This window comes from Nocardioides agri (assembly GCF_013778305.1).
Taxonomy (GTDB): Bacteria; Actinomycetota; Actinomycetes; order Propionibacteriales; family Nocardioidaceae; genus Nocardioides; species Nocardioides agri.
Window position 1 is genome coordinate 1,962,357 of the sequence record NZ_JACEIC010000002.1, and the last position, 22,690, is coordinate 1,985,046.

The 22,690-nt window shown below is 72.8% G+C and carries 21 protein-coding genes; 10 read left to right on the forward strand and 11 right to left on the reverse strand.

Features of this window, described 5'->3' with window-relative positions:
• Positions 1 to 19 precede the first annotated feature (19 nt).
• Genes HZF07_RS14115 through HZF07_RS14130 form a run of 4 tightly spaced genes read right to left on the reverse strand, consistent with a single transcriptional unit; the run spans position 20 to position 3,485 of the window.
• Positions 20 to 1,213 (reverse strand): glycoside hydrolase family 3 protein, encoded by a 1,194-nt coding sequence (locus HZF07_RS14115; protein WP_198346403.1) that lies wholly within the window; start codon positions 1,211 to 1,213, stop codon positions 20 to 22.
• A 27-nt stretch (positions 1,214 to 1,240) separates the two neighbouring features.
• Positions 1,241 to 2,311: a histidinol-phosphate transaminase gene (hisC, locus tag HZF07_RS14120; protein ID WP_157342525.1), complete on the reverse strand. Its 1,071-nt coding sequence runs from the start codon at positions 2,309 to 2,311 to the stop codon at positions 1,241 to 1,243.
• A 19-nt stretch (positions 2,312 to 2,330) separates the two neighbouring features.
• On the reverse strand, positions 2,331 to 2,882 hold the full coding sequence (locus HZF07_RS24485) for a VanZ family protein (RefSeq protein WP_157342527.1): 552 nt from the start codon (positions 2,880 to 2,882) through the stop codon (positions 2,331 to 2,333).
• A gap of 9 nt (positions 2,883 to 2,891) precedes the next feature.
• Positions 2,892 to 3,485, reverse strand: a complete 594-nt coding sequence (locus tag HZF07_RS14130) for a TetR/AcrR family transcriptional regulator (protein WP_157342529.1) — start codon at positions 3,483 to 3,485, stop codon at positions 2,892 to 2,894.
• 74 nt (positions 3,486 to 3,559) lie between these two features.
• Between HZF07_RS14130 and HZF07_RS14135 the strand changes: the two genes are divergently transcribed.
• The 8 genes from HZF07_RS14135 (at position 3,560) to HZF07_RS14170 (ending at position 10,451) form a co-directional block, all read left to right on the forward strand.
• The gene (locus HZF07_RS14135; protein WP_157342531.1) at positions 3,560 to 4,894 is read left to right on the forward strand and encodes a carotenoid oxygenase family protein; all 1,335 of its coding nucleotides are present in this window, start codon (positions 3,560 to 3,562) and stop codon (positions 4,892 to 4,894) included.
• 173 nt (positions 4,895 to 5,067) lie between these two features.
• Positions 5,068 to 5,469: a phage holin family protein gene (locus HZF07_RS14140; RefSeq protein ID WP_181645195.1), complete on the forward strand. Its 402-nt coding sequence runs from the start codon at positions 5,068 to 5,070 to the stop codon at positions 5,467 to 5,469.
• Positions 5,470 to 5,473: 4 nt separating this feature from the next.
• A complete protein-coding gene (locus HZF07_RS14145) occupies positions 5,474 to 5,983 on the forward strand; it encodes a low molecular weight protein-tyrosine-phosphatase (protein WP_181645196.1) in 510 nt (169 codons plus the stop codon).
• Positions 5,980 to 6,846: a fructosamine kinase family protein gene (locus HZF07_RS14150; RefSeq protein ID WP_181645197.1), complete on the forward strand. Its 867-nt coding sequence runs from the start codon at positions 5,980 to 5,982 to the stop codon at positions 6,844 to 6,846. The genes HZF07_RS14145 and HZF07_RS14150 overlap by 4 nt, the downstream gene beginning before the upstream one ends.
• Before the next feature lie 48 nt (positions 6,847 to 6,894).
• Positions 6,895 to 7,596, forward strand: coding sequence for a response regulator transcription factor (locus HZF07_RS14155; protein WP_157342533.1), 702 nt, complete (start codon positions 6,895 to 6,897; stop codon positions 7,594 to 7,596).
• Complete coding sequence (locus HZF07_RS24490; protein WP_181645198.1) at positions 7,593 to 9,020, forward strand: sensor histidine kinase; 1,428 nt, start codon at positions 7,593 to 7,595, stop codon at positions 9,018 to 9,020. Before HZF07_RS14155 ends, HZF07_RS24490 begins: the two co-directional genes overlap by 4 nt.
• Positions 9,020 to 9,553, forward strand: a complete 534-nt coding sequence (locus HZF07_RS14165) for a DUF3558 family protein (RefSeq protein ID WP_157342534.1) — start codon at positions 9,020 to 9,022, stop codon at positions 9,551 to 9,553. The genes HZF07_RS24490 and HZF07_RS14165 overlap by 1 nt, the downstream gene beginning before the upstream one ends.
• A 46-nt stretch (positions 9,554 to 9,599) precedes the next feature.
• Complete coding sequence (locus HZF07_RS14170) at positions 9,600 to 10,451, forward strand: acyl-CoA thioesterase domain-containing protein (RefSeq protein WP_309504742.1); 852 nt, start codon at positions 9,600 to 9,602, stop codon at positions 10,449 to 10,451.
• Here the strand turns inward: HZF07_RS14170 and HZF07_RS14175 are convergent.
• Genes HZF07_RS14175 through HZF07_RS14190 form a run of 4 tightly spaced genes read right to left on the reverse strand, consistent with a single transcriptional unit; the run spans position 10,448 to position 15,371 of the window.
• Complete coding sequence (locus HZF07_RS14175) at positions 10,448 to 11,572, reverse strand: low temperature requirement protein A (protein ID WP_157342536.1); 1,125 nt, start codon at positions 11,570 to 11,572, stop codon at positions 10,448 to 10,450. The genes HZF07_RS14170 and HZF07_RS14175 overlap by 4 nt on opposite strands.
• Positions 11,569 to 12,804, reverse strand: a complete 1,236-nt coding sequence (locus HZF07_RS14180; RefSeq protein WP_181645199.1) for an anthranilate synthase component I family protein — start codon at positions 12,802 to 12,804, stop codon at positions 11,569 to 11,571. The genes HZF07_RS14175 and HZF07_RS14180 overlap by 4 nt, the downstream gene beginning before the upstream one ends.
• Complete coding sequence (locus HZF07_RS14185; protein ID WP_309504743.1) at positions 12,801 to 13,406, reverse strand: anthranilate synthase component II; 606 nt, start codon at positions 13,404 to 13,406, stop codon at positions 12,801 to 12,803. The genes HZF07_RS14180 and HZF07_RS14185 overlap by 4 nt, the downstream gene beginning before the upstream one ends.
• A 33-nt stretch (positions 13,407 to 13,439) precedes the next feature.
• On the reverse strand, positions 13,440 to 15,371 hold the full coding sequence (locus HZF07_RS14190) for an anthranilate synthase family protein (RefSeq protein ID WP_157342538.1): 1,932 nt from the start codon (positions 15,369 to 15,371) through the stop codon (positions 13,440 to 13,442).
• A 120-nt stretch (positions 15,372 to 15,491) separates the two neighbouring features.
• Here HZF07_RS14190 and HZF07_RS24495 point away from each other — a divergent pair, with 120 nt between their 5' ends.
• The gene (locus HZF07_RS24495; protein ID WP_157342539.1) at positions 15,492 to 17,084 is read left to right on the forward strand and encodes a glycosyltransferase; all 1,593 of its coding nucleotides are present in this window, start codon (positions 15,492 to 15,494) and stop codon (positions 17,082 to 17,084) included.
• Positions 17,085 to 17,185: 101 nt separating this feature from the next.
• The gene (locus HZF07_RS14200) at positions 17,186 to 18,499 is read left to right on the forward strand and encodes an O-antigen ligase family protein (protein WP_157342540.1); all 1,314 of its coding nucleotides are present in this window, start codon (positions 17,186 to 17,188) and stop codon (positions 18,497 to 18,499) included.
• A 15-nt stretch (positions 18,500 to 18,514) separates the two neighbouring features.
• On the opposite strand, the gene HZF07_RS14205 is transcribed toward HZF07_RS14200, so the two are convergent.
• From HZF07_RS14205 to HZF07_RS14215, 3 genes are read right to left on the reverse strand one after another with little or no spacing between them, the layout of a single operon-like run.
• Positions 18,515 to 19,969, reverse strand: coding sequence for a lipopolysaccharide biosynthesis protein (locus tag HZF07_RS14205; protein ID WP_157342541.1), 1,455 nt, complete (start codon positions 19,967 to 19,969; stop codon positions 18,515 to 18,517).
• Positions 19,966 to 21,306, reverse strand: a complete 1,341-nt coding sequence (locus HZF07_RS14210; RefSeq protein ID WP_157342542.1) for a glycosyltransferase family protein — start codon at positions 21,304 to 21,306, stop codon at positions 19,966 to 19,968. Before HZF07_RS14210 ends, HZF07_RS14205 begins: the two co-directional genes overlap by 4 nt.
• Entirely contained in the window at positions 21,303 to 22,619 is a 1,317-nt protein-coding gene (locus HZF07_RS14215) for an O-antigen ligase family protein (protein WP_157342543.1), read from the reverse strand. The genes HZF07_RS14210 and HZF07_RS14215 overlap by 4 nt, the downstream gene beginning before the upstream one ends.
• Between the last annotated feature and the right edge of the window lie 71 nt (positions 22,620 to 22,690).

The window sequence follows — 22,690 nt, forward strand, 5'->3', positions numbered from 1 at the left end:
TGTCGTCACACCGGTGGGATCAACCACCGTCCCCGCGACGCGGCAAGAGCCCGTGCGCCTGCTTCGCGGTGAGCACCCGCAGGGCGGAGGCGCGCACCAGGTCGCGGAAGGCGGGGTCGTGCCGGGCACGGGCGAGGACGGCGCGGTACATCGCCGGCACGGGGGCTGGGTCGACGCTGAGGACGAGGTCGCCACCGGCGGCGAGGAAGCGGAGGGCGCGCTCGGCCGGCCGGAGCCCGGCGACCTGCTTGGCGTGCGCGAGGTCGTCGGAGATGACCACGCCGCCGAAGCCGAGGTCGCCGCGCAGCAGCTCGCCGATGACGTACGGCGAGAAGGCGGCGGGATGCTGCGGGTCGAGGTGGGTGTAGCGGGCCGTCGACATCATCACGACCGGAACGCCGGCCTCGACGGCGGCGCGGAACGGCCGGAGGTAGGGGTCGTCGCGGCGGGTGACCCGGTCGACGACGTCCGCGGCGGTGTCGGTGTTGGCGCGCACCCGGCCGAGGCCGGGGAAGTGCTTGACGGCGGCCGCGACCCGGCCGTCGGCGAGGCCGCGCGCGAACGCGAGGCCGTGCGCGGTCACCGCCTTCGGGGTGAAGCCGTACTGGCGGTCGTAGGCGCCGATCGGCGGGTTGTGCTCGGCCGCGCGGCGACCCGGGACGGTGTCGAGCACGGGCGCGAGGTCGAGGTTCACGCCAGCGCGGCGGAGCTCGTGGGCCCACCGCTGGGCGGCGGCACGCAGCCGCCGGGGCGACCAGCGGCCCTGCACGAGCGCGGACGGCATCGGCGAGAACCCGTGACCCTGGAGGACCCGGACCAGTCCGCCCTCCTGGTCGGTCGCGACGAACAGTCGGACGCGCGCGGTGGCGGCAGCCGACACCTGTCCGCGCATCGCCCGCGAGACCCGCGCCGGCGCCCGGACGCCGTGGCGGCTGCGGCCGGTGAGCATCACGTTGCCGACGTGGAGGTCGCCGATCTGCCGCAGCGTCCGCCGGTCGATCTGGTCGGCGCGCGTGCCGACGACGAAGAGCTGGCCGACCTGCTGGGCCAGCGTCATCTCCTCGAGCACCTGCTCCGCCCGCGTCGGCGCCGGCGCCGCGAGCCGGAGAGGCACGGGCTCCGGGATGTGGGCGGGAGCCGGCGCCACGGGCGTCAGGGAGAGGCTGGTCCCCAGCAGAGCGCAGCCGAAGAGCCGGCGGATCGGGGTCGCCACGCCGGGACCGTACCGGGTGGCCTGCGCTCAGCGGGTGAACGCGGCCGCAACGGCGACCAACCGGTCGTTGGCCTCGGTCTCCCCGATCGACACACGGCACCCCTCGCCGGCGAACGGGCGTACGACGATGCCGGCCTCGTCGGCCGCTGCGGCGAAGTCCAGCGTGCGGTCGCCGAGCTCGAACCACACGAAGTTGCCCTGCGCCTCCGGCACGTCCCAGCCGACTCCGCGCAGCGCCTCGACCACGCGGGTGCGCTCGGCGACCAGGGAGTCCACCCGCTCGAAGAGCTCGGCCCGGCGCTCCAGCGACGCGATCGCCGCGGCCTGGGCGACGGTCGAGACCCCGAAGGGCAGCGACACCGCACGGAGCGCGGCCGCGATCGGCGCGGGCGCCACGGCGTACCCGACCCGGAAGCCGGCGAGCCCGTAGGCCTTGGAGAAGGTCCGGGTGAGGACGACGTTCTGGTGGCTGCGGTAGGTCGCGATGCCGTCGACGGGGTCGGTCATCCGCACGAACTCAACGTAGGCCTCGTCGACGACGACCAGCACGTGGGAGGGCACCCGCGCGAGGAACGCGTCGAGCTCGGACTGCGAGACCGCCGGGCCGGTGGGGTTGTTGGGCGTGCAGACCAGCACGACCTTCGTGCGGTCGGTGATCGCGGCGGCCATCGCGTCGAGGTCGTGGCGGCCGTCGGCCAGCACCGGCACCTTGACGGCGGTCGCGGCCGCTGCGGTCACCGCGATCGGGTAGGCCTCGAAGGACCGCCAGGCGAACACCACCTCGTCGCCTGGATCGCAGAACGCCTGCACCAGCTGGTAGATCAGCCCCACCGAGCCGGTCGCCACCGACAGGTGGCCGGCCGGCACGTCGAAGGTCTCGGCCAGGGCGGCGTAGAGCGCGGCGCTGCCCATGTCGGGGTAGCGGTTCATCGCGCCCACGCCGGCCTGCACGGCCTCGATGACGCCGGGCAGCGGCGGGTAGGGGTTCTCGTTGGAGGACAGCTTGTACGACGTCATCCCGGGTCGGACCGTCGGCGGCTTGCCTGCGACGTACGGCGGGATCTCCGCCACGTTCGCGCGGGGCTGAGGGGTGCTCATGCCCGCACCCTAGCCAGGGTCAGGGGCGCTGCCGCCACGGCCGCAGGGCCAGCGCGAGCACGACGCCGATCCCGACGCCGAGCACGGCGCCGGTGACGTTGTCGACCACGTCGGTGACGTCGCACGCGCGGTCGATGCGGGCCAGCTCGAGCTGGGTCGCCTCGATGGCGACGGAGTACGCCGCCAGCCCGACGAGCCCGAGCGGCACCAGCACCCACGCCGCCCGCCAGCGCGCGAGCGCCAGCACCAGCAGCACCCCGGCCGGCACGAACACCAGGACGTTGAGCATCCGCTGGCCACCGGAGAAGATCCAGAAGCCCTCGGGCGCCGGTCCGCCGATGTCCCAGGAGCACGACGTCAGGCGGCCCTCGGCCGGGACCACCCCCGGCGCTCCGTTCGCCGGGATCAGCGTGAGGATGCCGATCACCGCGAGCGCCCACAGGAAGCCGGCGATCGCCCCCGCGCTCAGCCACCCCAGTCGCCCGCGCAGCGCCAGGAAGACCAGCACGCACACGCCTCCGGACAGCGCGATGAGGGCGAGCATCACCCCCACACCGCCGACCGGAAACACGACCCGACGCTAGCGGAGGGCCGCCAGCAGGCGGCCGAGCAGCGGCTGGAGCACCTGAGCCTCCGGGTCGTCGAACATGCTGTAGAAGTCGGCGATCTCGAGCACGACGTACCCGTGCAGGGCGGTCCAGAACTGGGCGGCGACGGGCGCCGGGTCGTCCCGCCGGAGCGCGCCCGCGGCCATCGCACGCTCGATGAGGCCGACCAGCTGCTGGAACGCCGCGATCCCGACCTCGAGCTCCTCGTCGTGGAGGCGGTACTCGCCCAGCGAGGCCGAGCCGAACATGACGGAGTAGACGTGCGGGTTGGCGAGCGCGTTCGCGCGGTACGCCGCCGCCGCGGCCGCGAGGTCGGCGATCGGGTCGTCGGTCAGCTCGACCTCGGCCACGCGGTCGAAGAGCCGCCGGAACCCCTCGGCCACGACAGCCTGCACGAGCCCCGGCATGCCGCCGAAGTGCGTGTAGACCGCCATCGTCGACGTCCCGGCATCCCGCGCCAGCCGGCGGGCGGAGAGCGCGGCCGGCCCCTCGTCGCCGAGCACGTCGGCGGCGAGCTCGATCAGGCGGCGGCGTACGTCGGGCTCGCCCGGCCCCTCCGATGACATGGTTGCCATGCTGCCATAACGGCGTTATGGTCCTGGGATAACAGCGTTATGCCGACACCGGGAGGGTCGAGGACATGAACCGCTACCTGCAGGAGAACTTCGCTCCCGTCCACGAGGAGCACACGGCGTTCGACCTGGAGGTGACGGGCGCGATCCCCGACCACCTCGACGGCCGCTACCTGCGCATCGGGCCCAACCCCGCCGCCGACCCCGGCGTCGACTACCACTGGTTCCTCGGCGAGGGCATGGTGCACGGCGTCCGCCTCGGCGACGGCCGCGCGCAGTGGTACCGCAACCGGTGGGTGCGCCCCCAGGGCGACGACTTCGCGCCCAACACCAACGTCCTCCAGCACGCCGGCCACACCCTGGCGCTCGTCGAGGCCGGCGCCGCGCCGTACGAGCTGACCGACGAGCTCGACACGGTCGGGCCGTGCGCGCTCGGCACGGTCACCGGCGGCTACACCGCGCACCCGCACGAGGACCCGGCCACCGGGGAGCTGCACGCGGTCTCCTACAGCTGGACCCGCGGCAACCTGGTCGACTACTCCGTCCTGGACCCGACCGGACGGGTGCGCCGCCAGGTCGAGATCGAGGTGACGGGCAGCCCGATGATCCACGACTGCGCGCTGACCGAGCACTACGTCGTCATCTACGACCTGCCGGTCACCTTCGACCTCGGCATGGTCGCCGGCGAGCGGCCCCGCCCCCTGCAGACGACCGACCGGCTGATCGACGAGACGCTGCGCGCGCGCACCTACCGCCCGCTGCCCTACTCCTGGGACGCCGACTACCCGGCGCGGATCGGCCTGCTGCCGCGCGAGGGCACCGCCGCCGACGTGCGGTGGTTCGAGATCGACCAGTGCTACGTCTTCCACACCCTCAACGCCTACGAGGAGGGCAGCGACGTCGTCATCGACGTCGTCCGGCACGACCGGATGTTCGCCACCGACTTCACCGGCCCCAACGAGGGCTCGGCGTACCTGACCCGCTTCACCGTCGACACCGTCGCCGGCAAGGTGCGCGAGCACCGGTTCGACGAGCACAGCCAGGAGTTCCCGAGGTACGACGAACGGCTCACCGGCCGGCGGCACCGCTACGGGTACGCCGCGGGTGTCGTCGCCGAGGGCGCGCGCACCGGCGACGGCGTGCTCAAGCACGACGTGGTCGCCGGGACCACGCTGGAGCGCCGGCTCGGCGCCGGCCGCGAGGTGAGCGAGTTCTGCTTCGTGCCCGCCGCGCCCGACAGCGCCGAGGACGAGGGCGTGCTCATGGGCTACGTGTTCGACCGCGGCACCGGCCGCAGCGACCTGCGCCTGCTCGACGCCGCCACCCTCGACGACGTCGCCGCCGTCCACCTCCCCGGCCGGGTGCCCGCCGGGTTCCACGGCAACTGGGCGCCGACCCCCTGACTCCTCAGGCTCTCCTGTCACTTCTCAGGCGTTGCAACGGCCGAGAAGTGACGGTTTCACCGGTGCACCGGTGAAACCGCGGCCGGCGCCTCGGCGCCCTCCAACGACACCGCGCCGACGCCGAGACGTCGATCCTCCGAGCACCGGGTCGCCGTCACCCCTAGGCTGCGAGCGTGGGTTTCCTCAAGTTCATCGCGTGGCTCGCCACCAACACCGTCGCCGTGGCCGCGGCGTGCGTGATCTTCGACGGCATCGGCTTCACCGGCTCGTCCGGGTGGGACGAGGTCGCGGACAACTTCTGGGGGCTGCTCTTCGTGGGCCTGATCCTCGGCATCGTGAACTCGTTCGTGTCGCCGATCATCAAGTTCCTGTCGCTGCCCTTCATCGTGATCACGCTCGGGCTCTTCCTGCTCGTGATCAACGCCCTGATGCTGCTCTTCGTCGAGTGGCTGGTCGGCCTGTTCGACGTGGACTTCTTCGTCGACGGGTTCTGGAACGCGGTCGGCGGCGCGATCGTGATCACGATCGTGACGTGGGTCGTCGGACTGCTGTTCGGCGACGCACGGGAGGCCTGAGCCGGTGCTGCCGCCGGCCCGCTCGCCCGGTCGCTACCGGGTCGAGCTGGTCTGCCTCGGCAACATCTGCCGCTCGCCCACGGCGCACGTCGTCGTGGCCGAGCGGCTCGCCGACGCCGGTCTCGACGGCGTCGTCACGGTCACCAGCTCCGGCACCGGCGACTGGCACGTCGGCGGCCCGATGGACCGCCGGGCAGCGGCGACGCTGACCGCGGCGGGGTACGACGCGTCGCGCCATCGCGCCCGCCTGTGGGAGACCGGCGACGAGCTCGACCTGGTGCTCGCGATGGACGACGCGAACCTCGCCGACCTCGGCGGACGCACCGACCGGGTGCGGAAGTTCCGGGACCTGGACCCGGTCGATCCGGGGAGCGACGTGCCGGACCCGTACTACGGTGGGCCAGACGGCTTCGAGGAGGTGCTCGCGATGGTCGAACGGACCGCAGCCGCGCTGGTCGGCGCGCTGGAGCACGAGCGGCCCTGGGAGGCCGGCCAGGACCCCGGTCAGCCGTGACCCGCCAGCCGCTGGTCGCCCGTCGTGCCGAGGAGCTCCTCGGCACGTCCGTGGTGGCCACGGCCCCGGTCGCCGGCGGTGACATCGCGACCGCGACCCGGCTCCGTCTCAGCGACGGCACCACGGCGCTGATGAAGACGCTGCCGCACGCCCCCCACGACTTCTTCACCGACGAGGCCGACGGCCTGCGCTGGCTGGGCGAGCCGGCCGCCGACGGCGGGGTGCAGGTGCCCGAGGTGCTGGCCGCCGACCACGAGTGCCTCATCATCCGCTGGGTCGAGCCGGGCAAGAACACCGTCGACGCGGCCTCCGCCTTCGGGCGCCAGCTCGCCGCGACGCACGCCGCCGGGGCCGACGGCTTCGGCGCCGCGGCCGACGGCTACATCGGCAAGCTCCCGCTGCCGAACCGGTCGGCCGACACCTGGGCCGAGTTCTACGCCGTCCGCCGGGTGCTGCCCTACCTCAAGCTCGCGCGCGACCGGGGCGCCGCCGACGCAGACCAGGCCGCGACCATCGAGGCGCTGGTCGCGAGGCTGCCCGCGCTGGTCCCGGCGGAGCCGCCGGCCCGGCTGCACGGCGACCTGTGGAACGGCAACGTGCTCTGGGGGCTCGACGGCAACGTGTGGCTCATCGACCCGGCGGCCTACGGCGGGCACCGCGAGGTCGACCTCGCGATGCTGACCCTCTTCGGGCTGCCGCACCTGCCGCGCGTGCTCGAGGCCTACGACGAGGCGGCGCCGCTGGCCGACGGCTGGCAGGACCGCACCGGCCTGCACCAGGTGTTCCCCTTGCTCGTGCACGCCTGCCACTTCGGCGGGGGGTACGCCGCGCGCGCGGCGCAGGCTGCGGCGGCGTACCTGTGAGCGCCCGCTTCTCAGTCCTGATTCAGCCTCCACTGACAAGGTGAGCCCATGACCAGCGCCCAGGCCCCGAAGCCCCGCGTCCTCGTCGTCGACGACGACAAGGCCGTGCGCGAGTCGCTGCGGCGGTCCCTGGAGTTCAACGGCTACACCGTCGCGCTCGCCGGCGACGGCGCCGAGGCGCTGGCGGCGATCGCGGCCACCGCGCCCGACGTGGTCGTGATGGACGTGATGATGCCGCGCCTCGACGGCCTCGAGGCGACCCGCGCGCTCCGCGCGGCGGGCCACGACCTGCCGATCCTGGTGCTCACCGCCCGCGACGCGGTCGGCGACCGGGTCGAGGGCCTCGACGCCGGGGCCGACGACTACCTCACCAAGCCGTTCGCCCTCCAGGAGCTGCTGGCCCGGCTGCGGGCGCTGCTGCGCCGGGTGCCGCGGGAGGAGCTCGAGGACGAGGTCGTCTCGTTCTCCGACCTGTCCATGGACATCGCGACCCGCGAGGTCAAGCGCGGCGACCGCGTCATCGAGCTGACCCGCACCGAGTTCACGCTGCTGGAGATGTTCCTGCGGCGGCCGCGCCGGGTGCTGGAGCGGTCGTTCATCCTCGAGGAGGTCTGGGGCTACGACTTCCCGACCACCGCGAACTCGCTCGAGGTCTACGTCGGCTACCTGCGCCGCAAGACCGAGGCCGAGGGCGAGTCCCGCCTGATCCACACCGTGCGCGGGGTGGGCTACGTGCTGAAGGAATCGTGAGCGCCTCCCCCACTGACCACCCGGACGGCCGCCGGCACACCCGTCGTTCGCTCGCGGCCCGGGTCACCATCCTCACCGCGCTCGCGGCCGGCGCCACCGTCGCGCTCGTCGCCTTCGGCGCCTACCTGACCGTGCGCATGCAGCTCCAGGCGACGCTCGACGACTCGCTGCTCGAACGCGCCAACCGGGCCGTGGAGTCCGGCTCGATCGAGGCGATGACGGCCGACTGCAGCCTGCCGACCTGGGCCGTCGACAGCGCCGACGTGCGCATCGCCCTGGTCGACCTCGACCGTGAGCCCACCGTGCAGACCTGCTACTTCTCCAAGCACCAGCTGCGGCTCGGCGCGCCCGAGGTCGGCGTCGCGTCCGGCAACTTCGACTCCAGCATCCGCACGATCTACGCCGGCGGCCAGCCCTACCGCGTCGTCGCCGTGCACACCTCGGAGCCGGGCGAGGCGTTCGTGGTCGCCCAGTCCCTCGAGGGGCAGCAGACCGTGCTGCGCAAGCTCGGCATCGTGATGCTGCTCTTCGGCATCGCCGGCGTCATCGGCGCCGGCCTCGCCGGCTGGGCCGTCGCCCGCAGCGGACTGCGCCCGGTGCGACGCCTGACCGCCGAGGTCGAGGAGATCGCCCGCACCGAGGACCTGCACCCGATCCCGGTCGAGGGCGACGACGAGATCGCGCGTCTCGCGACGGCGTTCAACCAGATGCTCGCCGCGCTCGCCGCGTCGCGCGACCGCCAGCGCCAGCTGGTCGCCGACGCCGGCCACGAGCTGCGCACCCCGCTCACCTCCCTGCGCACCAACCTGGACCTGCTCACCCAGTCCGACACCCCCGGCGGCGCGAGCCTGCCGGTCGAGGCACGCATCGAGCTGATGGACGACGTCCGCGCGCAGATCGAGGAGCTCACCACGCTGATCGGCGACCTCGTCGAGCTCGCGCGCGACGAGCCGCTGACCCACGTCGTCGAGCCGATCGACCTGCCCGAGATCGTCGACCGGGCGATCGCCCGGGTGCGTCGTCGCGCACCGGGCCTGACCTTCGACGTCGAGATGGGGTCCTGGTTCGTCGTGGGCGAGAGCGCCGGCATCGAGCGCGCCGTCACCAACCTCTTCGACAACGCGGCCAAGTGGAGCCCGGAGGACGGCAACGTCACGGTGCGTCTCGTCGACGGCACGCTGACCGTCGACGACGAGGGCCCCGGGATCGCCGAGGCCGACCGGCCGCACGTGTTCGACCGCTTCTACCGCTCGGCGGAGTCGCGCGGCATGTCGGGCTCCGGCCTCGGCCTGTCGATCGTGCGCCAGGTCGCCGAGCGGCACTCGGGCACCGTCCGGGTCGACGACGCCCCCGGCGGAGGCGCCCGGCTGGTGCTGTGGCTGCCGGGCTCCGCCTCCCCGGTGCCGGACTGGATCCCGGCCTGATGCGCGCGGTGCTCGGCGCGGCCCTCGCGGTCGCGCTCCTCGTGCTGACCGGGTGCTCCTCGGACGATCCCGAGCAGCCCTCCGCCGAGCAGTCACAGGCCGCCGCAGTCGCCTGGAGCCCCTGCGACGGGCTGACCGCCGACGCGGTGGCCGAGCTCGTCGGCGAGCCGGTCAACGAGGTCGACGGCTCCGCCGACCAGCCGCGCTGCACCTTCACCCCGCAGCGCAAGGGCGGCGCGGCGTACGACCTGAGCTACCTGTGGTTCGACGGCGGTCTCGACGCGGCGCTCACCGCGATGGGTGCGGCGGGCTCGCAGCTCGAGCCGATCGACGTCCCCGGCGCCGACGCGGCCCGGATCGTCGTCGACGCGCGCGGCGACGACGGGATGCTGGTCACCGGGTTCGTGCAGACCGGTGGTCTGGTGCAGAGCGTCAACGCCGTGCAGCTGGCGCCGTACGACGAGCAGGCGGTCGTCGCGGCGACGAAGGCGCTGCTCGGCGAGCTCGCGGCGAAGGCACCGGACTCGCCGTAGGAGGGGGCCCGCGCCGGACATCGACGGCGGCCGGGACAATGGCGCCGTGACCGACGAGATCGCGTTCTTCACCCCGGCCGGCGACGACCTGGTCCCCACCCCGCTCGCGTGCAGCATGTGGAGCGACGACCAGCTGCACGGCGTCGCGGTCAGCGGCGCGCTGGCGCGTGCGGCGGAGCTCCGGCTGCGGGTGACCGGGCGCTCCGACCTGCGCCCGGCGCGGTGGGTGGTCGACCTGTTCAAGGCGGCCCGGATGCGGCCGTGCACCTTCACCACCGAGGTGGTGCGGGAGGGCTCGCGGATCGTCCTGGTCGACGTCACGCTGACGCAGGACGGCGAGCGGGTCGCTCGCGCCAGCGCCACCTTCCTCAAGCCCTCGGAGTCGGCGCCCGGCGAGGTCTGGGAGCCGGCCGACCGCCCGTCTCCCCCGCCGCTGGACGTCGCACCGGAGTCCGACGAGCCCCGGGTGCCGTTCGTGCACTCGGAGTCGGGCTGGTCGCAGAACTTCACCGAGCACCAGAACGCCTCGCGCAAGGGGTCGTGGAGCAGTGCGATCCCGGTGGTGCCCGGCGAGCCGCTGACGCCGTTCCAGGCCGTCGCGGCCGCGGCCGACGGCGCGAGCATGGTCACGAACTGGGGCACCAAGGGCGTCGAGTACATCAACACCGACATCGCGCTCACCCTCGCCCGCGAGCCGGTCGGCGTCGAGATCGGTCTGCTGGCGACCGACCGGGTCGAGCACGACGGCATCGCGTCGGGCACGACCGCGGTCTTCGACCGGGCAGGCGCGCTCGGGACCGTCACCGTGGCCGCGCTCTCGAACGCCCGGCGGACCGTCGACATGGGCGGCGTCGAGTACTCCGACGACGGCCAGCGGCGGTCGGCCTCCCGGGTCTAGCTGCTCGGGCGGGCCGCCAGCGCCCCGAGCACCCCGGCCGCGAGCACCCACACCACGCCCTCCGAGCGGAGGTCGGCCACCGCGACCACGGCAGCGGCCAGACCGAGGCAGACCCCGACGTACGCCGCCCGCCGGCGCTCGCCGACCGCGAGCAGGATGCCGGCGGAGAGCACCGCCCACCCGGCGTACGCCGTGACCAGCAACGCGACCGTGTGGTCGCTGACGTCGTCGCGCGGACGGGCGACCAGCTCGCCGACCAGGGGGGCGATCGTCGCGAGCGCCAGCGTCGCGAGCAGGTGGGCGGGCCAGGAGAGCCGCGGCGACAGCGCCTGCTCGGGGAGCAGCGCGACGCCGGCGTACCCGAACCGGACGGCTGCGGCCCACAGGCCGACCATCAGCGCGAACGCGCCGGCGCCGGCGACCGCGAGCGAGCGGTCCCACTCGGCCTCGCTGGCGGCGTGGATGATCTGCACCAGGCCCTCGCCGACGACGATGAGGACGAAGAGGCCGAGCCGCTCGGTGAGATGCGGGACGTCGGCCTCGCGGACCTCGATCGGGTGCTCGTCGCCGCGCGGATGCCGGGCGAGGCGGGCGGTGATGTCGGCGACCAGGCGCTCCTTGTTGGTGGAGACGAGGAACAGCAGGTCGAGCCCGATGCCGACGGCCCACAGGACGTACTGCGTGGTGCCCTCGAACCAGAACGACACCACCCACGGGACGATCCCCGCGCCGGCGTGGACGATGGGCAGGTCGGCGGCCACGGTCGTGCGGTCCCAGGGCCGGCCGGCGAGGAACCGACCCACCACGTAGGCGATCGCGAACGCCCGGGCGTGCTCCCCGTGGATCTCCGGGATCGCCGCGATCATCACGCCCAGCACGAACATCGCCGCGAGGATCACGCCCACGTGGACCTGGGTGCCGGCCACGTTGCCGTAGAGGGTGAAGCAGGCCCACAGCATCCAGATCGCGGCGTAGGCGATCACGTAGACCGCGAGGCCACCGGTGCTCGTGTCCTCGGACAGCAGGTGCGCGAGCATGCCGATGCCGGCGACCGCGACGAGGTCGAAGAACAGCTCGAGCCACGACGCGTGCCGCTCCTCGCCGACCCCGGTGACGGTCATCGCAGGGCTCCGAGCAGCCGGTCGGCCTTCCACCGCGACTCGGCGTACTCGTCATCGACGCCGGAGCGGACCGTGATGCCGCCACCCGTGCCGAGCAGCCACCGGCCGTCGCCGGCGGTCATCAGGCTGCGGATCACCACGCCGAGGTCGGCGCGGCCGTCGGCGCTGACCCAGCCGAACGCCCCGGCGTACGGGCCGCGCGGGCTGTCCTCCACGTCCTCGATGACCTGCATCGTGCGGAGCTTGGGGGCGCCGGTCATGGAGCCGGCCGGGAAGAGGGCGCGCAGCGCGTCGATGGTCGTGACGTCGTCGCGGAGCCGGCCGCGGACCGTGCTCACGAGCTGGTGCACGGTCTCGTAGGACTCCACGTCCATCAGCACCGGGACGGTCACGGTCCCGGGCTCGCAGACCAGCGACAGGTCGTTGCGGAGGAGGTCGACGATCATCAGGTTCTCGGCCCGGAACCGCGGGTCGCTCGCGAGGTGCGCCCGGGTGCGGTCGTCCTCCTCGGGGGTGGCACCGCGGGCGGTGGTGCCCTTGATCGGCTTGGTCTCCAGGGTCCGGTCGGCGGTGATGAGCGCATAGCGCTCCGGGCTCGAGCTCAGCAGCCACCCGCGCGCTCCTGGCAGGTCGTGCTGGAGGAAGCCGGCGTACGGCGCGGGGTTGAGCTCGCGCAGCCGCAGGTACGCCGTGACGGGGTCGGTGTCGCTGGTGGTCTCGACGCGGTAGGTCAGGTTGACCTCGTAGGTGTTGCCCGCGTGCAGCTGCTCCTGCACCTCGGCGAAGGCCTCTGCGTAGGACTCCGGCAGGGCTCTTCCGAGACTCGTCGCCGGCACTCCGCGCACCTCGACGGCAGGGCGCTCGTGCTCGAACATCCGGACCTGGCTCGGCCGCATCCAGACCGCGTCGGGGAGGCCGGACCCGACGGCCGCCGGAAGGTCGGGACGGCACGCGTAGCCGAGGTACCCGAACCAGGACGCGTCCGGGGACCCGGACGCCAGCTCCGCCGAGAGCGCCGCGAAGACGTCGTCCCCCACGACCTCGGCGCGGCCGGACGCGTGGCGGGTGACCAGGCGCGTGCCGGCGTCGTAGGTGAGCGACACGTCGTCCTCGTCGAGCCAGCCGACGATCGAGCGGCGGCCCGACCAGTCCCGGGCTCCCCCGCCGTCGAGCCAGAAGCAGCGCCGGCGCGAGGCCGCCACCGAGGCGAAGAACCCGACCGGGTCGGTCACGCCGACCCCAGGAAGTTGGCGACGAGGGCCCGCCCGTGCTCGGACAGCACCGACTCCGGGTGGAACTGCACGCCCTCCAGCGGCAGCGTCCGGTGCCGGACGCCCATCACCACCCCGTCCTCCGACCGGGCGGTCACCTCCAGGTCGGGCGGCACGAGGACGGCCCCCAGCGAGTGGTAGCGCACGGCGGCGAGCGGGGACGGCAGGCCGGCGAAGACGCCGCGACCGTCGTGGGTCACCGACGCGACCTCGCCGTGCGCGGGCGGCACCCGGTCGACGGTGCCGCCGTACGCCGTCACCAGCCCCTGCATCCCGAGGCAGACGCCGAGCACCGGCCGGTCGCCGGCGAGCAGCAGCTCGCGTCCGACCGCGAAGTCCGTCGGGGACGCGGGGTGGCCCGGGCCGGGCGAGAGCACCACGTGGGTGTAGGCCGCGAGGTCGGCCGCCGCCACCTCGTCGTGCTCGACGACGGCCGGCAGCACGCCGGTCACGGCGGCCACCAGGTGCACGAGGTTCCAGGTGTAGGAGTCGTGGTGGTCGACGACGACCACGGAGCCGGCGAAATGGCGGAGGGCCCGATGAAGCTGGGGGGCAGTCTCCACCGGGCCCACGAACGGCTCCGCCGTGATCACAGCCTAGCCCGCGCCCGACCCGTTGTCGCCCGGCGGTACGAGGAGGCCGGCCACCAGGTCGTGCAGCAGCTCGAAGCCGTGCTCGGTGAGGATCGACTCGGCGTGGAACTGGATGCCGCGGTAGTGCGGACCGCGCACCAGGTGGACGTCACCGGACTCCGGGTCCGCCTCCACCGTCACCCCGTCCGGCAGGCCGGCGGCGCCGACCCGGCCGACGAAGGTGTTGTAGAAGCCGACCCGCTCGATGCGCCCGCCCATCCGCACCGGCGACTGGGTGCCCTGGAACACGATGTCCTTGTAGGCCAGCTCGAGACCCAGCTGGTGGCACAGCGCCTGGTGGCCCAGGCAGACCGCGAGGAACGGTCGGCCGGCGGCGAGGAGCTCGGCGACGGCCGCGCGCAGGTTGGCCATCTTCGGGTCGTCGCCGTCCCGGGGATCGCCCGGACCCGGCCCGACGATCACGAGGTCGAAGCCGTCGAGGCAGCCGGCGACGTACTCCTCGTGACGCACCACCTCGGACGTCATGCCGAACACGCCGAGCACGTGGCGCAGCATGTTCACGAAGTCGTCCTCGCCGTCGAGGATCACCACGCGCTGGCCGGCGAGCCCGGGGTCCGGCGCGGTGCCGCCCTGGTCGGTGAGCCAGAACGTCGACAGCCGGTGGTTGCGCGCGTTGAGCGCGAGCAGCACGTCCTCGTCGTTGACGAGCTCGGCAACGTTGACGTCGGGCACGGGCGCCGGCTCGACGAGCCCGAAGGCACTCAGGATGCCGCCCGCCTTCGCGTGGGTTTCCGCCACCTCGTACGCCGGGTCCGAGTCGCGCACCAGGGTGGCGCCCGCGGTGACGGTGAGCCGTCCCTCGAGGTCGACGTCTGCGGTACGGATGACGATCGGGCTGTCCAGGATCGGGTCGCCGGCGCCGTCGCGGCCGAGGATCGCGAGCGCCGCACCGTAGTAGCCGCGGCCGACCTGCTCGTACTGCTTGATCAGCCGGCAGGCGTTCTCGACCGGCGAGCCGGTCACCGTGGCGGCGTACATCGTGTCGCGCAGCACCTCGCGCGGGTCGCGGTTGGTGCGGCCGGCGAGGAGGTACTCCGTGTGCACCAGGCGGCTCATCGGCTTGAGGAACGGCCCGAGCACCTGGCCGCCCTCGTTGCAGATGTCGCACATCATCTTCAGCTCCTCGTCGACGACCATGAAGAGCTCGAAGATCTCCTTCTCGTCGTGGAGGAAGTCCAGCAGCGGGCGGCGCACGTCGCCCTCGCGCGGAATCCGGAAGGTGCCGCTGATCGGGTTCATCCGCACGTCGCCGCCGTGGATGGTGACGTGCCGCTCCGGGCTCGCGCCGATCAGGTAGCGGTCGCCGGTGAAGAACACGAACGTCCAGTAGGAGCCGCGCTCCCGCTCGAGCAGCCGGCGGAAGACGGCGAGCGCCCGGTCGGCGCCCCAGTCGGCGACGGTGGCGCGGTAATGCCGGCCGATGACCAGGTTGGCGCCCTCGCCCTGGCCGATCTCGTCGGTGATGATCGAGGACACGAGCTTGCCGTAGTCCTCGTCGTCGGTCTCGAAGCCGCCGCGGTCGGCGAACTCGACGGGCACCTCGTCGATCGCGTCGATCACCTCGGCGACCGTGAACTCCAGCTCGGACTCGACGTCGACGACCACCAGCGGCGTGCCGTCGTCGTGCGCCTCGAAGCCGCGCTCGCGGACCTGACGGAAGGGCACCGCGAGCAGCCGGTCGGCGATGTGCCCGTCCTCGGGCACACCCGCGGCGAGCGGCACGTCGAGCACCGACTCGACGACGCTGCGCCGGCCACCGACGACGCCGACGGTGTCGCGGTCACCCGCCCTGGTGGAGCGCCGGATGATCGCCCACGCCTCGTGCCCCTGGACGGCCGTGATGGCTTCCCGGGCAGTCGGCTTGGAGTCGTCCATGGCCCGACTCTATTGCGCGCGACGTCGGTCCCGAGCACCTGTCCGCGAGGCGCTGGTGCACCTCCCGGGGCGCCGTCCTAGAGTTGCGCGGAGTCCGGTCCGATCGAGAGGGGTTACGCCGTGGCGGATGGGGTCACCCTGCGTCTCGAGCTGCGCGACGGGTACGAGCAGGTGCTGCGCGACCGCACCGCGGAGCTGTGGCTGCGATCGCTGGCCGAGGTCGCGGAGTCGCGGCGCCTCCTCATCAGTGCCGCCTCCGAGCTGACGTCCGAGGTGCGCGAGGTCCTGACGACGCTCTCCTCCGCCCACGGAGTCGAGCTCGTCAACGCCCCGGAGGACGGCGACGTCGTCGTGCTCGCCGACGCCGCCGACCTGCCCGTGCCGCACGCCGTCGCCGGTCTCGTCGCCACCGTGGCCGAGGGCGAGGTGGCCGACGCGCGCACCGTGCCCGTCGGCGTACCGGCCTCCGGCACCCCCGCCGGCGCCTGCGTCGCGCTGACGGAGCGCACCTGGACCGAGCTCGGCCGACCGACCGGGTCCGCGTTCCGGACCGCCGTCCACGCCGCGCGCATCCCCGTCCGGGTGGCAGCGGCGTCGGTCTTCCACGACGTCCGACTCGACGCAGACGGGACGGTCGTCGATCCGCCGGCGCCCTCGCCCGACGGCGCGGGCAACGCCGAGGGCGATCCCTCGTCGCCGTTCCTCAGCATCGTGACGCGGACCCAGGGTTTCCGGCTCTCCCCGCTGGCCGAGACCCTCACCTGCCTGGCGGCGCAGACCGTGCGCGACTTCGAGGTGCTGGTCATGTGCCACCGGGTGGCACCGGAGGCCCGGGCAGGCGTCGCGGCGCTGGTGGACGCCCAGCCGGCGTGGCTGCGGGAGCGCATCCGGCTCCTCGACGTCGAGCGCCCCGGGCGCTCCGCGCCCCTCAACGAGGGGTTCACCGCCGCCGCGGGCCGCTACATCGCGGGCCTCGACGACGACAACGTCGTCCTGAGCCATTGGGTCGAGACCTTCCGCGACCTCGCCGAGCGCTCGCCCGGTCGGGTCCTGCGAGTCGGGATCGTGTGCCAGGACATGCTGCCCGTCCAGCACCTCGACGGCTCGCCGCTCCACCTCGTGGCCAAGGGAGCGCCGTACGTCGAGTGGCCGACCGAGTTCAGCATCGTCGACCACCTGCACGGGAACTTCACCGAGTTCATGACCGTGGCCTTCCCCCGCTCGGTCGTCCACGAGCTCGGCCACCGCTTCGACGAGGAGCTCTCGACCACGGAGGACTGGGAGTTCATCGTCCGCGCGGTCGTCGCCGTCGGGCTGGCCAACGAGCCCGAGCGCACCTGCGTCTACCGCACCTGGTCGGTCGGCACCTCGCGCGCCGAGCACTCCCACGAGGAGTGGGACCGGGCCCGCGAGCGGGTCCTGCGCTCCTTCGACGGCCTCACCATCACCCTCCCTCCCGGCAGCGCCCACCGCGTCGCCGAGATGCAGGCCGAGATCGCCCGTCTGACGAACGAGGTCGCCCGCCTGCGACGCGACCAGTCGGCCGAGCAGGTCGGCCGGCTCCAGCACGCGCACGACCAGGCCGTCCGCGAGCGAGATGCCTACCTCGAAGAGGTCGGGTTCCTGTGGGTCCGGGTGCGGGAGCTCGAGGAGGAGAACCGCGCCCTCGGCGCCCCGGCCGACCAGCCCCGTCCTGGACGACGGGGTCGGTAGGCCGGGTGCACCAGCCGTCGACGACGAACGAACTGAGTGACATGTCCTCTGATGCTGCCCGCAACCCGGTCCGACGTCTGTGGAGCGCCACGACGAGCGGCGTGACAGCCGCGCCCGTCGTCCACGACAGCCGGCTCGGCGCGATGTGGACCGTCATCATCGCGCTGGACTTCTTCTGGCTGTCCAACCCGATGATCCTCTTCACGTTCCACCAGTCGCTGGGGAACGCGGCGGCGGTGACGCTCGCCGGGCTGCTCGTCACGCCGGGACGCTCCACCCCCCGCGCCGCGACCTCGGTGGTGGCGTTGCTCGCCTTCGGCCTCGCCTCCTCGCTCTGGTCCTTCTTCTCCCGGTTGACCGTCGACTACACACTCATCTACATCTGCGTGGCGGTCGTGGCGACCGTCGTCGCGGTCACCGTCGACGCTCGCACGGTCGCTCAGGGCATGCTGCTCGGCGGCGTCCTGATCGTGGTGGGGTCCTACCTCGCCCTCCAGCTCGACTACCCCGGGGCCGCGATCCCGCTCGGTGGCACGGGCTATATGGCCGGCGTCGGGATGAACCGGAACATCCTGGGCTACACGCTCGTCCTCTCGCTGGCCTTCGCCGTGGGCTTCATCCCCCGCCTCCCGTGGGCGAGGGTGCTGTGGGCGGTCGGCACCGGGGTGGTCCTGCTCGGCGTCGGCGTGGCCCAGTCCGGCACCAGCTACGTGGCGGCGGCGGTCGTGGTGGCGCTCGCGATCGCGCTGGCCGGCCTCGACCGGTGGCACCCGCCGAGCGCCGTGCGCAGCGCTCGACGCCGCTGGGGCATCCGCGCCGTGACCATCGTCCTCCTCGCCGGCGCCGTCGCTGGGATCTACGTCGTCGCGGACCTGCTCGACCGCGACCTGTCGTCGCTGACCGGTCGGGTACCCCTGTGGAAGGCCGTCTGGACCGAGACGACCGGGCTGGACCGCTGGTTCGGAGCCGGGTGGGGCGTCGTGTGGCCGCACCCCTGGCACCCCGCCCCGGCGAACGCCACCCTCGGCGACATCGTGGAGCGAGCGGGGATCTTCCTGGAGCACGGGCACAGCTCCCTGTTCGACCTCATCCCCGAGATCGGCCTGGTCGGGGCTGCCCTCATGGCGCTCGTCTACGTCCAGGCCGTGGCCCGCGGGCTCGCCCACCGGGACTCCCGCGCGGTCAACGCGGGGCGTCTTGAAGCCTCTCGCCTCGCTCTGCTGAGCGTGATCGCCCTCCTGGTCCTGGGCCTCACCGAGCCGCTGTCGGTGATCCCGCTCGGCTGGTTCGTGATCGTGATCCTCGCGACCGGTCTGAGCCCGGCCTCCCTCGACACCGACCGACCCGAGGGCGAGGCAGGCGCCACGACCGCGGCGCCCGGGCGTCGGCGTGCGGGTGCCTGGCCCGCTCGGTGAGCGTGCCGGCGGCCGTCACGCCGCGGCAGCGCCGGTCGCGCGGCGAGCCCTGATCTTCATCCCGCCGAGCACCACGAGCAGCAGAGCCAGCAAGGCTGCGAGGGCGAACCGCACCGCCACCGCGTCCGCGAGAGCGGCGGCCCCCGCCAGCACGCCTCCGGTGCCGACCACGACTGCCGCCATCGTCAGCTGCGGGAGGTTGCGGCAGCCGAGGACGCGTCCGACTGCGATCGCTCCGAGCGCCATGACGGCCGCGGCCAGGAAGGAGACCACCGCGACCCCGGTGGCCCCCCAGGGCTCGATGGCGGCGACGCTGAGGGTCAGGGTCAGCGCACAGCCAACCGCTGAGACCGCGAGGACGAGCCCGGTGCGGCGTCGGTAGATGAGGTAGTTGGCCGCGACGTTGAAGACGAAGGTGCTGGTGCCGGCGGCGATGAACACCGGGACGATGACGTCGCCGCCCCAGAAGGCGCGTCCGGTGATCGCGCGGAGCACCTCCGGGCTCACCAGGATCGCGATGGTCATCAGCAGGCCGAAGCCTCCGATGAGCTCACGAGCCGCCCGCTGCGTGGCCGCATCGGCCCCGGCCTTCGCGTTGGCGAAGTACCAGGGCGTCCAGGCGGCGTTGACCGCTGCAGCCGTCAGCGCAGCGACGCCGCCCAGGGTGGCGGCGTAGGCGAAGACGCCCGCCTCCGTGGCGTTCTCGAGCCGTAGGACGATCACCCGGTTGGCGTTGCCGGCCACCTGCCACAACAGCTCGTGGGCCAGCAGGGGCAGCGCGATCGGCAGCGCATAGGGGAGGTAGCCGCGCACGCGGCCACCGCGCCCCGAGCCGCCGAGCACGTCCGGCACGAGGACGGCGACGACCATCACAGACCCGGCGACGTAGCCGAGCACCCGCGCGAGCGCGTCGTCGGTCAGGAGGCCGATGAGCACGAGCCCGACGAGCGCTCCGCCGACCGTGGCGAGGAAGGTGAGGAGCAGGTAGCGGACCCGGCGCCCCGTCACGACCGCCTGGGCGATCGCCATCATCGACGCGGCGATGCACACCCCGTTGCCGACGGCCAGCACGAGCCAGGTCCAGGGAAGGCCGAGCGCGTCCTCCCACCAGCCGCGAGCGGCGAGCAGGACCACCAGCAACGCCACCGCGGGTACGGCGCACCACGGCATGACGCCCCGGATGAACGACGCCAGCTGGTTCCGACCGAAGTGCGTCACGGCGTTGTTGAGGGTGCCGTGGAGCTGCAGGCTGATGGCGATGCCGAACATCGTGCTCCAGAAGAGGTAGTTCACCGCCCGGCCCATCTCGGCGCCGGTCATCACGTGGGTGAACACCGGCGTGAGCAGGAAGTTCGTGCCCTGGAGCACCAGCGCGCCGATCGTGTACGTCAGGGCGCTGCCCCAGAACCCGCCGCTCGGGCCGGCGACGGCCGCCGGGTCGGAGTCGACCTCCGACGGCTCGGTGGTCATCCCCTCGCCGCCTCGAGGATCTCCGTGCGGACCATCGCCGAGATGCGGCTGCGGAGGTGGTGCTCCCGCACCAGCCCGGCGCCGCGGGCCGCATAGGCACGGCGCTGGTCGGCGTCGCCGAGCAACCGCCGCAGGGCCGCGACGAGGTCCTCGACGGAGGCGGTCGTCACGACCTCGGCTGCCTGGTGCTCCGTCAGGTACTCGATCGACGCGACGTCGGAGGGACCGATCGCCAGCACCGGCCGGTTCGACGCGAGGTACTCGGGCACCTTCGTCGAGATCGACAACCGGGTGATCTCCCGGTTGTGGCGATCGAAGGACTCCACGTGCACGAGCGCGGTCGCCTCCCGGCGCCGGTCGGCCAGCTGCTCCGAGCTCGCCGATCCGCAGAAGCGGACCCGCGCGGAGCTCGTCAGCTGCTCGAGCTCTCCGGCCTCAGGCTCCACCAGGGACCAGACCTCCAGCTGAGCGTCGATCCCGTCGAGCGCGTGCAGCCGGTCGAGCGCGTGACCCAGCTCGGCCAGGACCCGCCATCGGTTCAGCCCCAGGTTGCCGGCGTAGTGGAGCACGACGGGCGACGCCGTCGACCCCGGCGCGTCGACGTTCTCGAGCGCGTCGACGGAGTTCATGGCGATCTCGTACCGGCCGCCGAACCGCGCGGCGTACTCGCGCGCCATCTTCTGACCGATCGCGATCACGACGTGCGACCGGTCGACCGCTGCCTGGTAGGCGCGGGAGATCTGGCGGTGGTAGAGCCCGCCGAGCGGGTCCCTGCTCGAGGTGCGCGTGACGTAGTCGTCGGTCGTCTCGAGGATGAGCGGAATGCCGCGGCGGTCGCAGATGGTCGCAACGACGTCGAACGCGAACGTGCAGTTGCTGCTCTGGAAGAGCACCACCTCGGGGTCGAACTCGTCGAGCCAACGGTCGAGGTCCGCAGTGGCCCACCGATCGCTCCACACCCACGACCTCAGCACCAGGGCGGACGGCCAACGACGCTGGAACATCCAGCGCACCATGCGGAAGAGACGGCCCCGATGGAGGTCGGCGCGTACGGCGTCCGTCCGAGCGACCGCGTCCGCCGTGACCGGCCCCTGCGACGATGGACGCCGGAGAAGGCGACGGAGCATGTCCACGTCGGTCACCCGGTAGAAGCGCCGGCACACGCTGAACGCCGGTGCATCCATCGTGAAGAAGAGCTGCGCGAGCCGGTCCGGATCCCAGCCGTCGAAGAACGCGGTCAGCGTCTTGCCGTTGCTCTGCAGATCGCTGAACGGGTTGTGGCTGACCACGAGCACCCGGGGCAGCCCACTCGAAGGAGAACCGGCTCCCGCGCTCATCTGTCGCTGCCCGGAGGTGCCGGCGACAGCTCCGCCTGGCGGTGCTTCATCGCGGCGATCACGAGCCACAGCGGGATGGTCACGGTGAAGATCATCATCGTCGGCTGGGCGAGCGAGAAGCCCATCGTGGTACCGAGCGTCAGCCACGCGCAGACGTTCTCGGCAGCGCCCGGCCTCCTCATGGAGATCGTCGTGCAGCCGGGCAGCAGCACGACGGCGAACATGCCGAGGTAGAGCAGGAACCCGACGACGCCGTACGCGTTGAGGTGCTCGAGCACGAAGTTGTGCGGACTCGCAGTCTCCTCCCCCAGGTCGTTGTCGTAGGGGAAGTAGACGCGCCCGTCGGTGAAGAGCGGATCCTCCTCGATCTCGTCGATCGACTGGCGCTGGAGCGCACTGCGGTTGAGGTCGGCCTTGCCCTTCTCGGACTCGACCACCTCGATCGCCGCCTCCTCCGCAGAGTTGGTGGCCGGAGCCGGCACGACGCGGTAGATCCCGAACGCCGCACCACCCGGGTTGGTCTTCCAGACGGCGGCGTGCGTCGCCCCGACGACCACCACGACCGCAGCGATCAGCAGCAGCACGCCGGCCCGGCGGACGAGTGCCGCCACGCTGACCACGAACACGAGTCCGCACAGCATCGTGAGCGAGCGCGAGCCCGTCCAGACGGGCATCACGAGGCCGAAGGCGAGGTTCAGGACGGCCGCGACCTTGAGTACGACGTCGCCGCGACTCGAGCCGCGCGTCGCCAGGACGTAGACGTTCAGCGGGATCAACATGACGAGGAATGCGCCGTACACCATGGAGTTGCCCAGGTAGTCGGACATCCGCATGTCCTGCCACTCCGGCAGGTGCACGAGACTCACGCCGAGGTCGACGAGGACCAGGCCTCGAACGACCCGCAACGGCCGGTCCCACCCGATGTCGATCAGTGCGTAGCAGACCAGCGGCAGGATGGTGGTGCGGAGCACGAGCGCGCTCTGCTTCACCTCCTCGCCCGTCGCCTGCCGGACGCCACTGACGACCAGGTACCACGCCAGGAAGACCACCGAGACGAGGATGAGGCGTCGGCAGGCGGAGCCGGGTCGCCAGCGCCGCGTCAGGAGCAGGACGAGGAGCACCGCTCCGATGACCGCGGCCAGACCCTCGGACGCGTAGACGTCCAGCCTTCCCGAGTCCGATCCGGGGAAGGGGACCGAGAAGGTCGCCAGCGAGAGCAGGACCAGGACCAGGCCGAGGCCGACCCAGTCGCGCCATGACGTTGCGTCGGACTCCGCGACGGCGTCCGGTCCGACGGTCTCCGTCGCCGCCATGGCTGTCATCCCCCTCTGTCGACGCCGAGGCACCCCGATGGCGCCCCCGACGTGCCTGACGAATCCTAGAC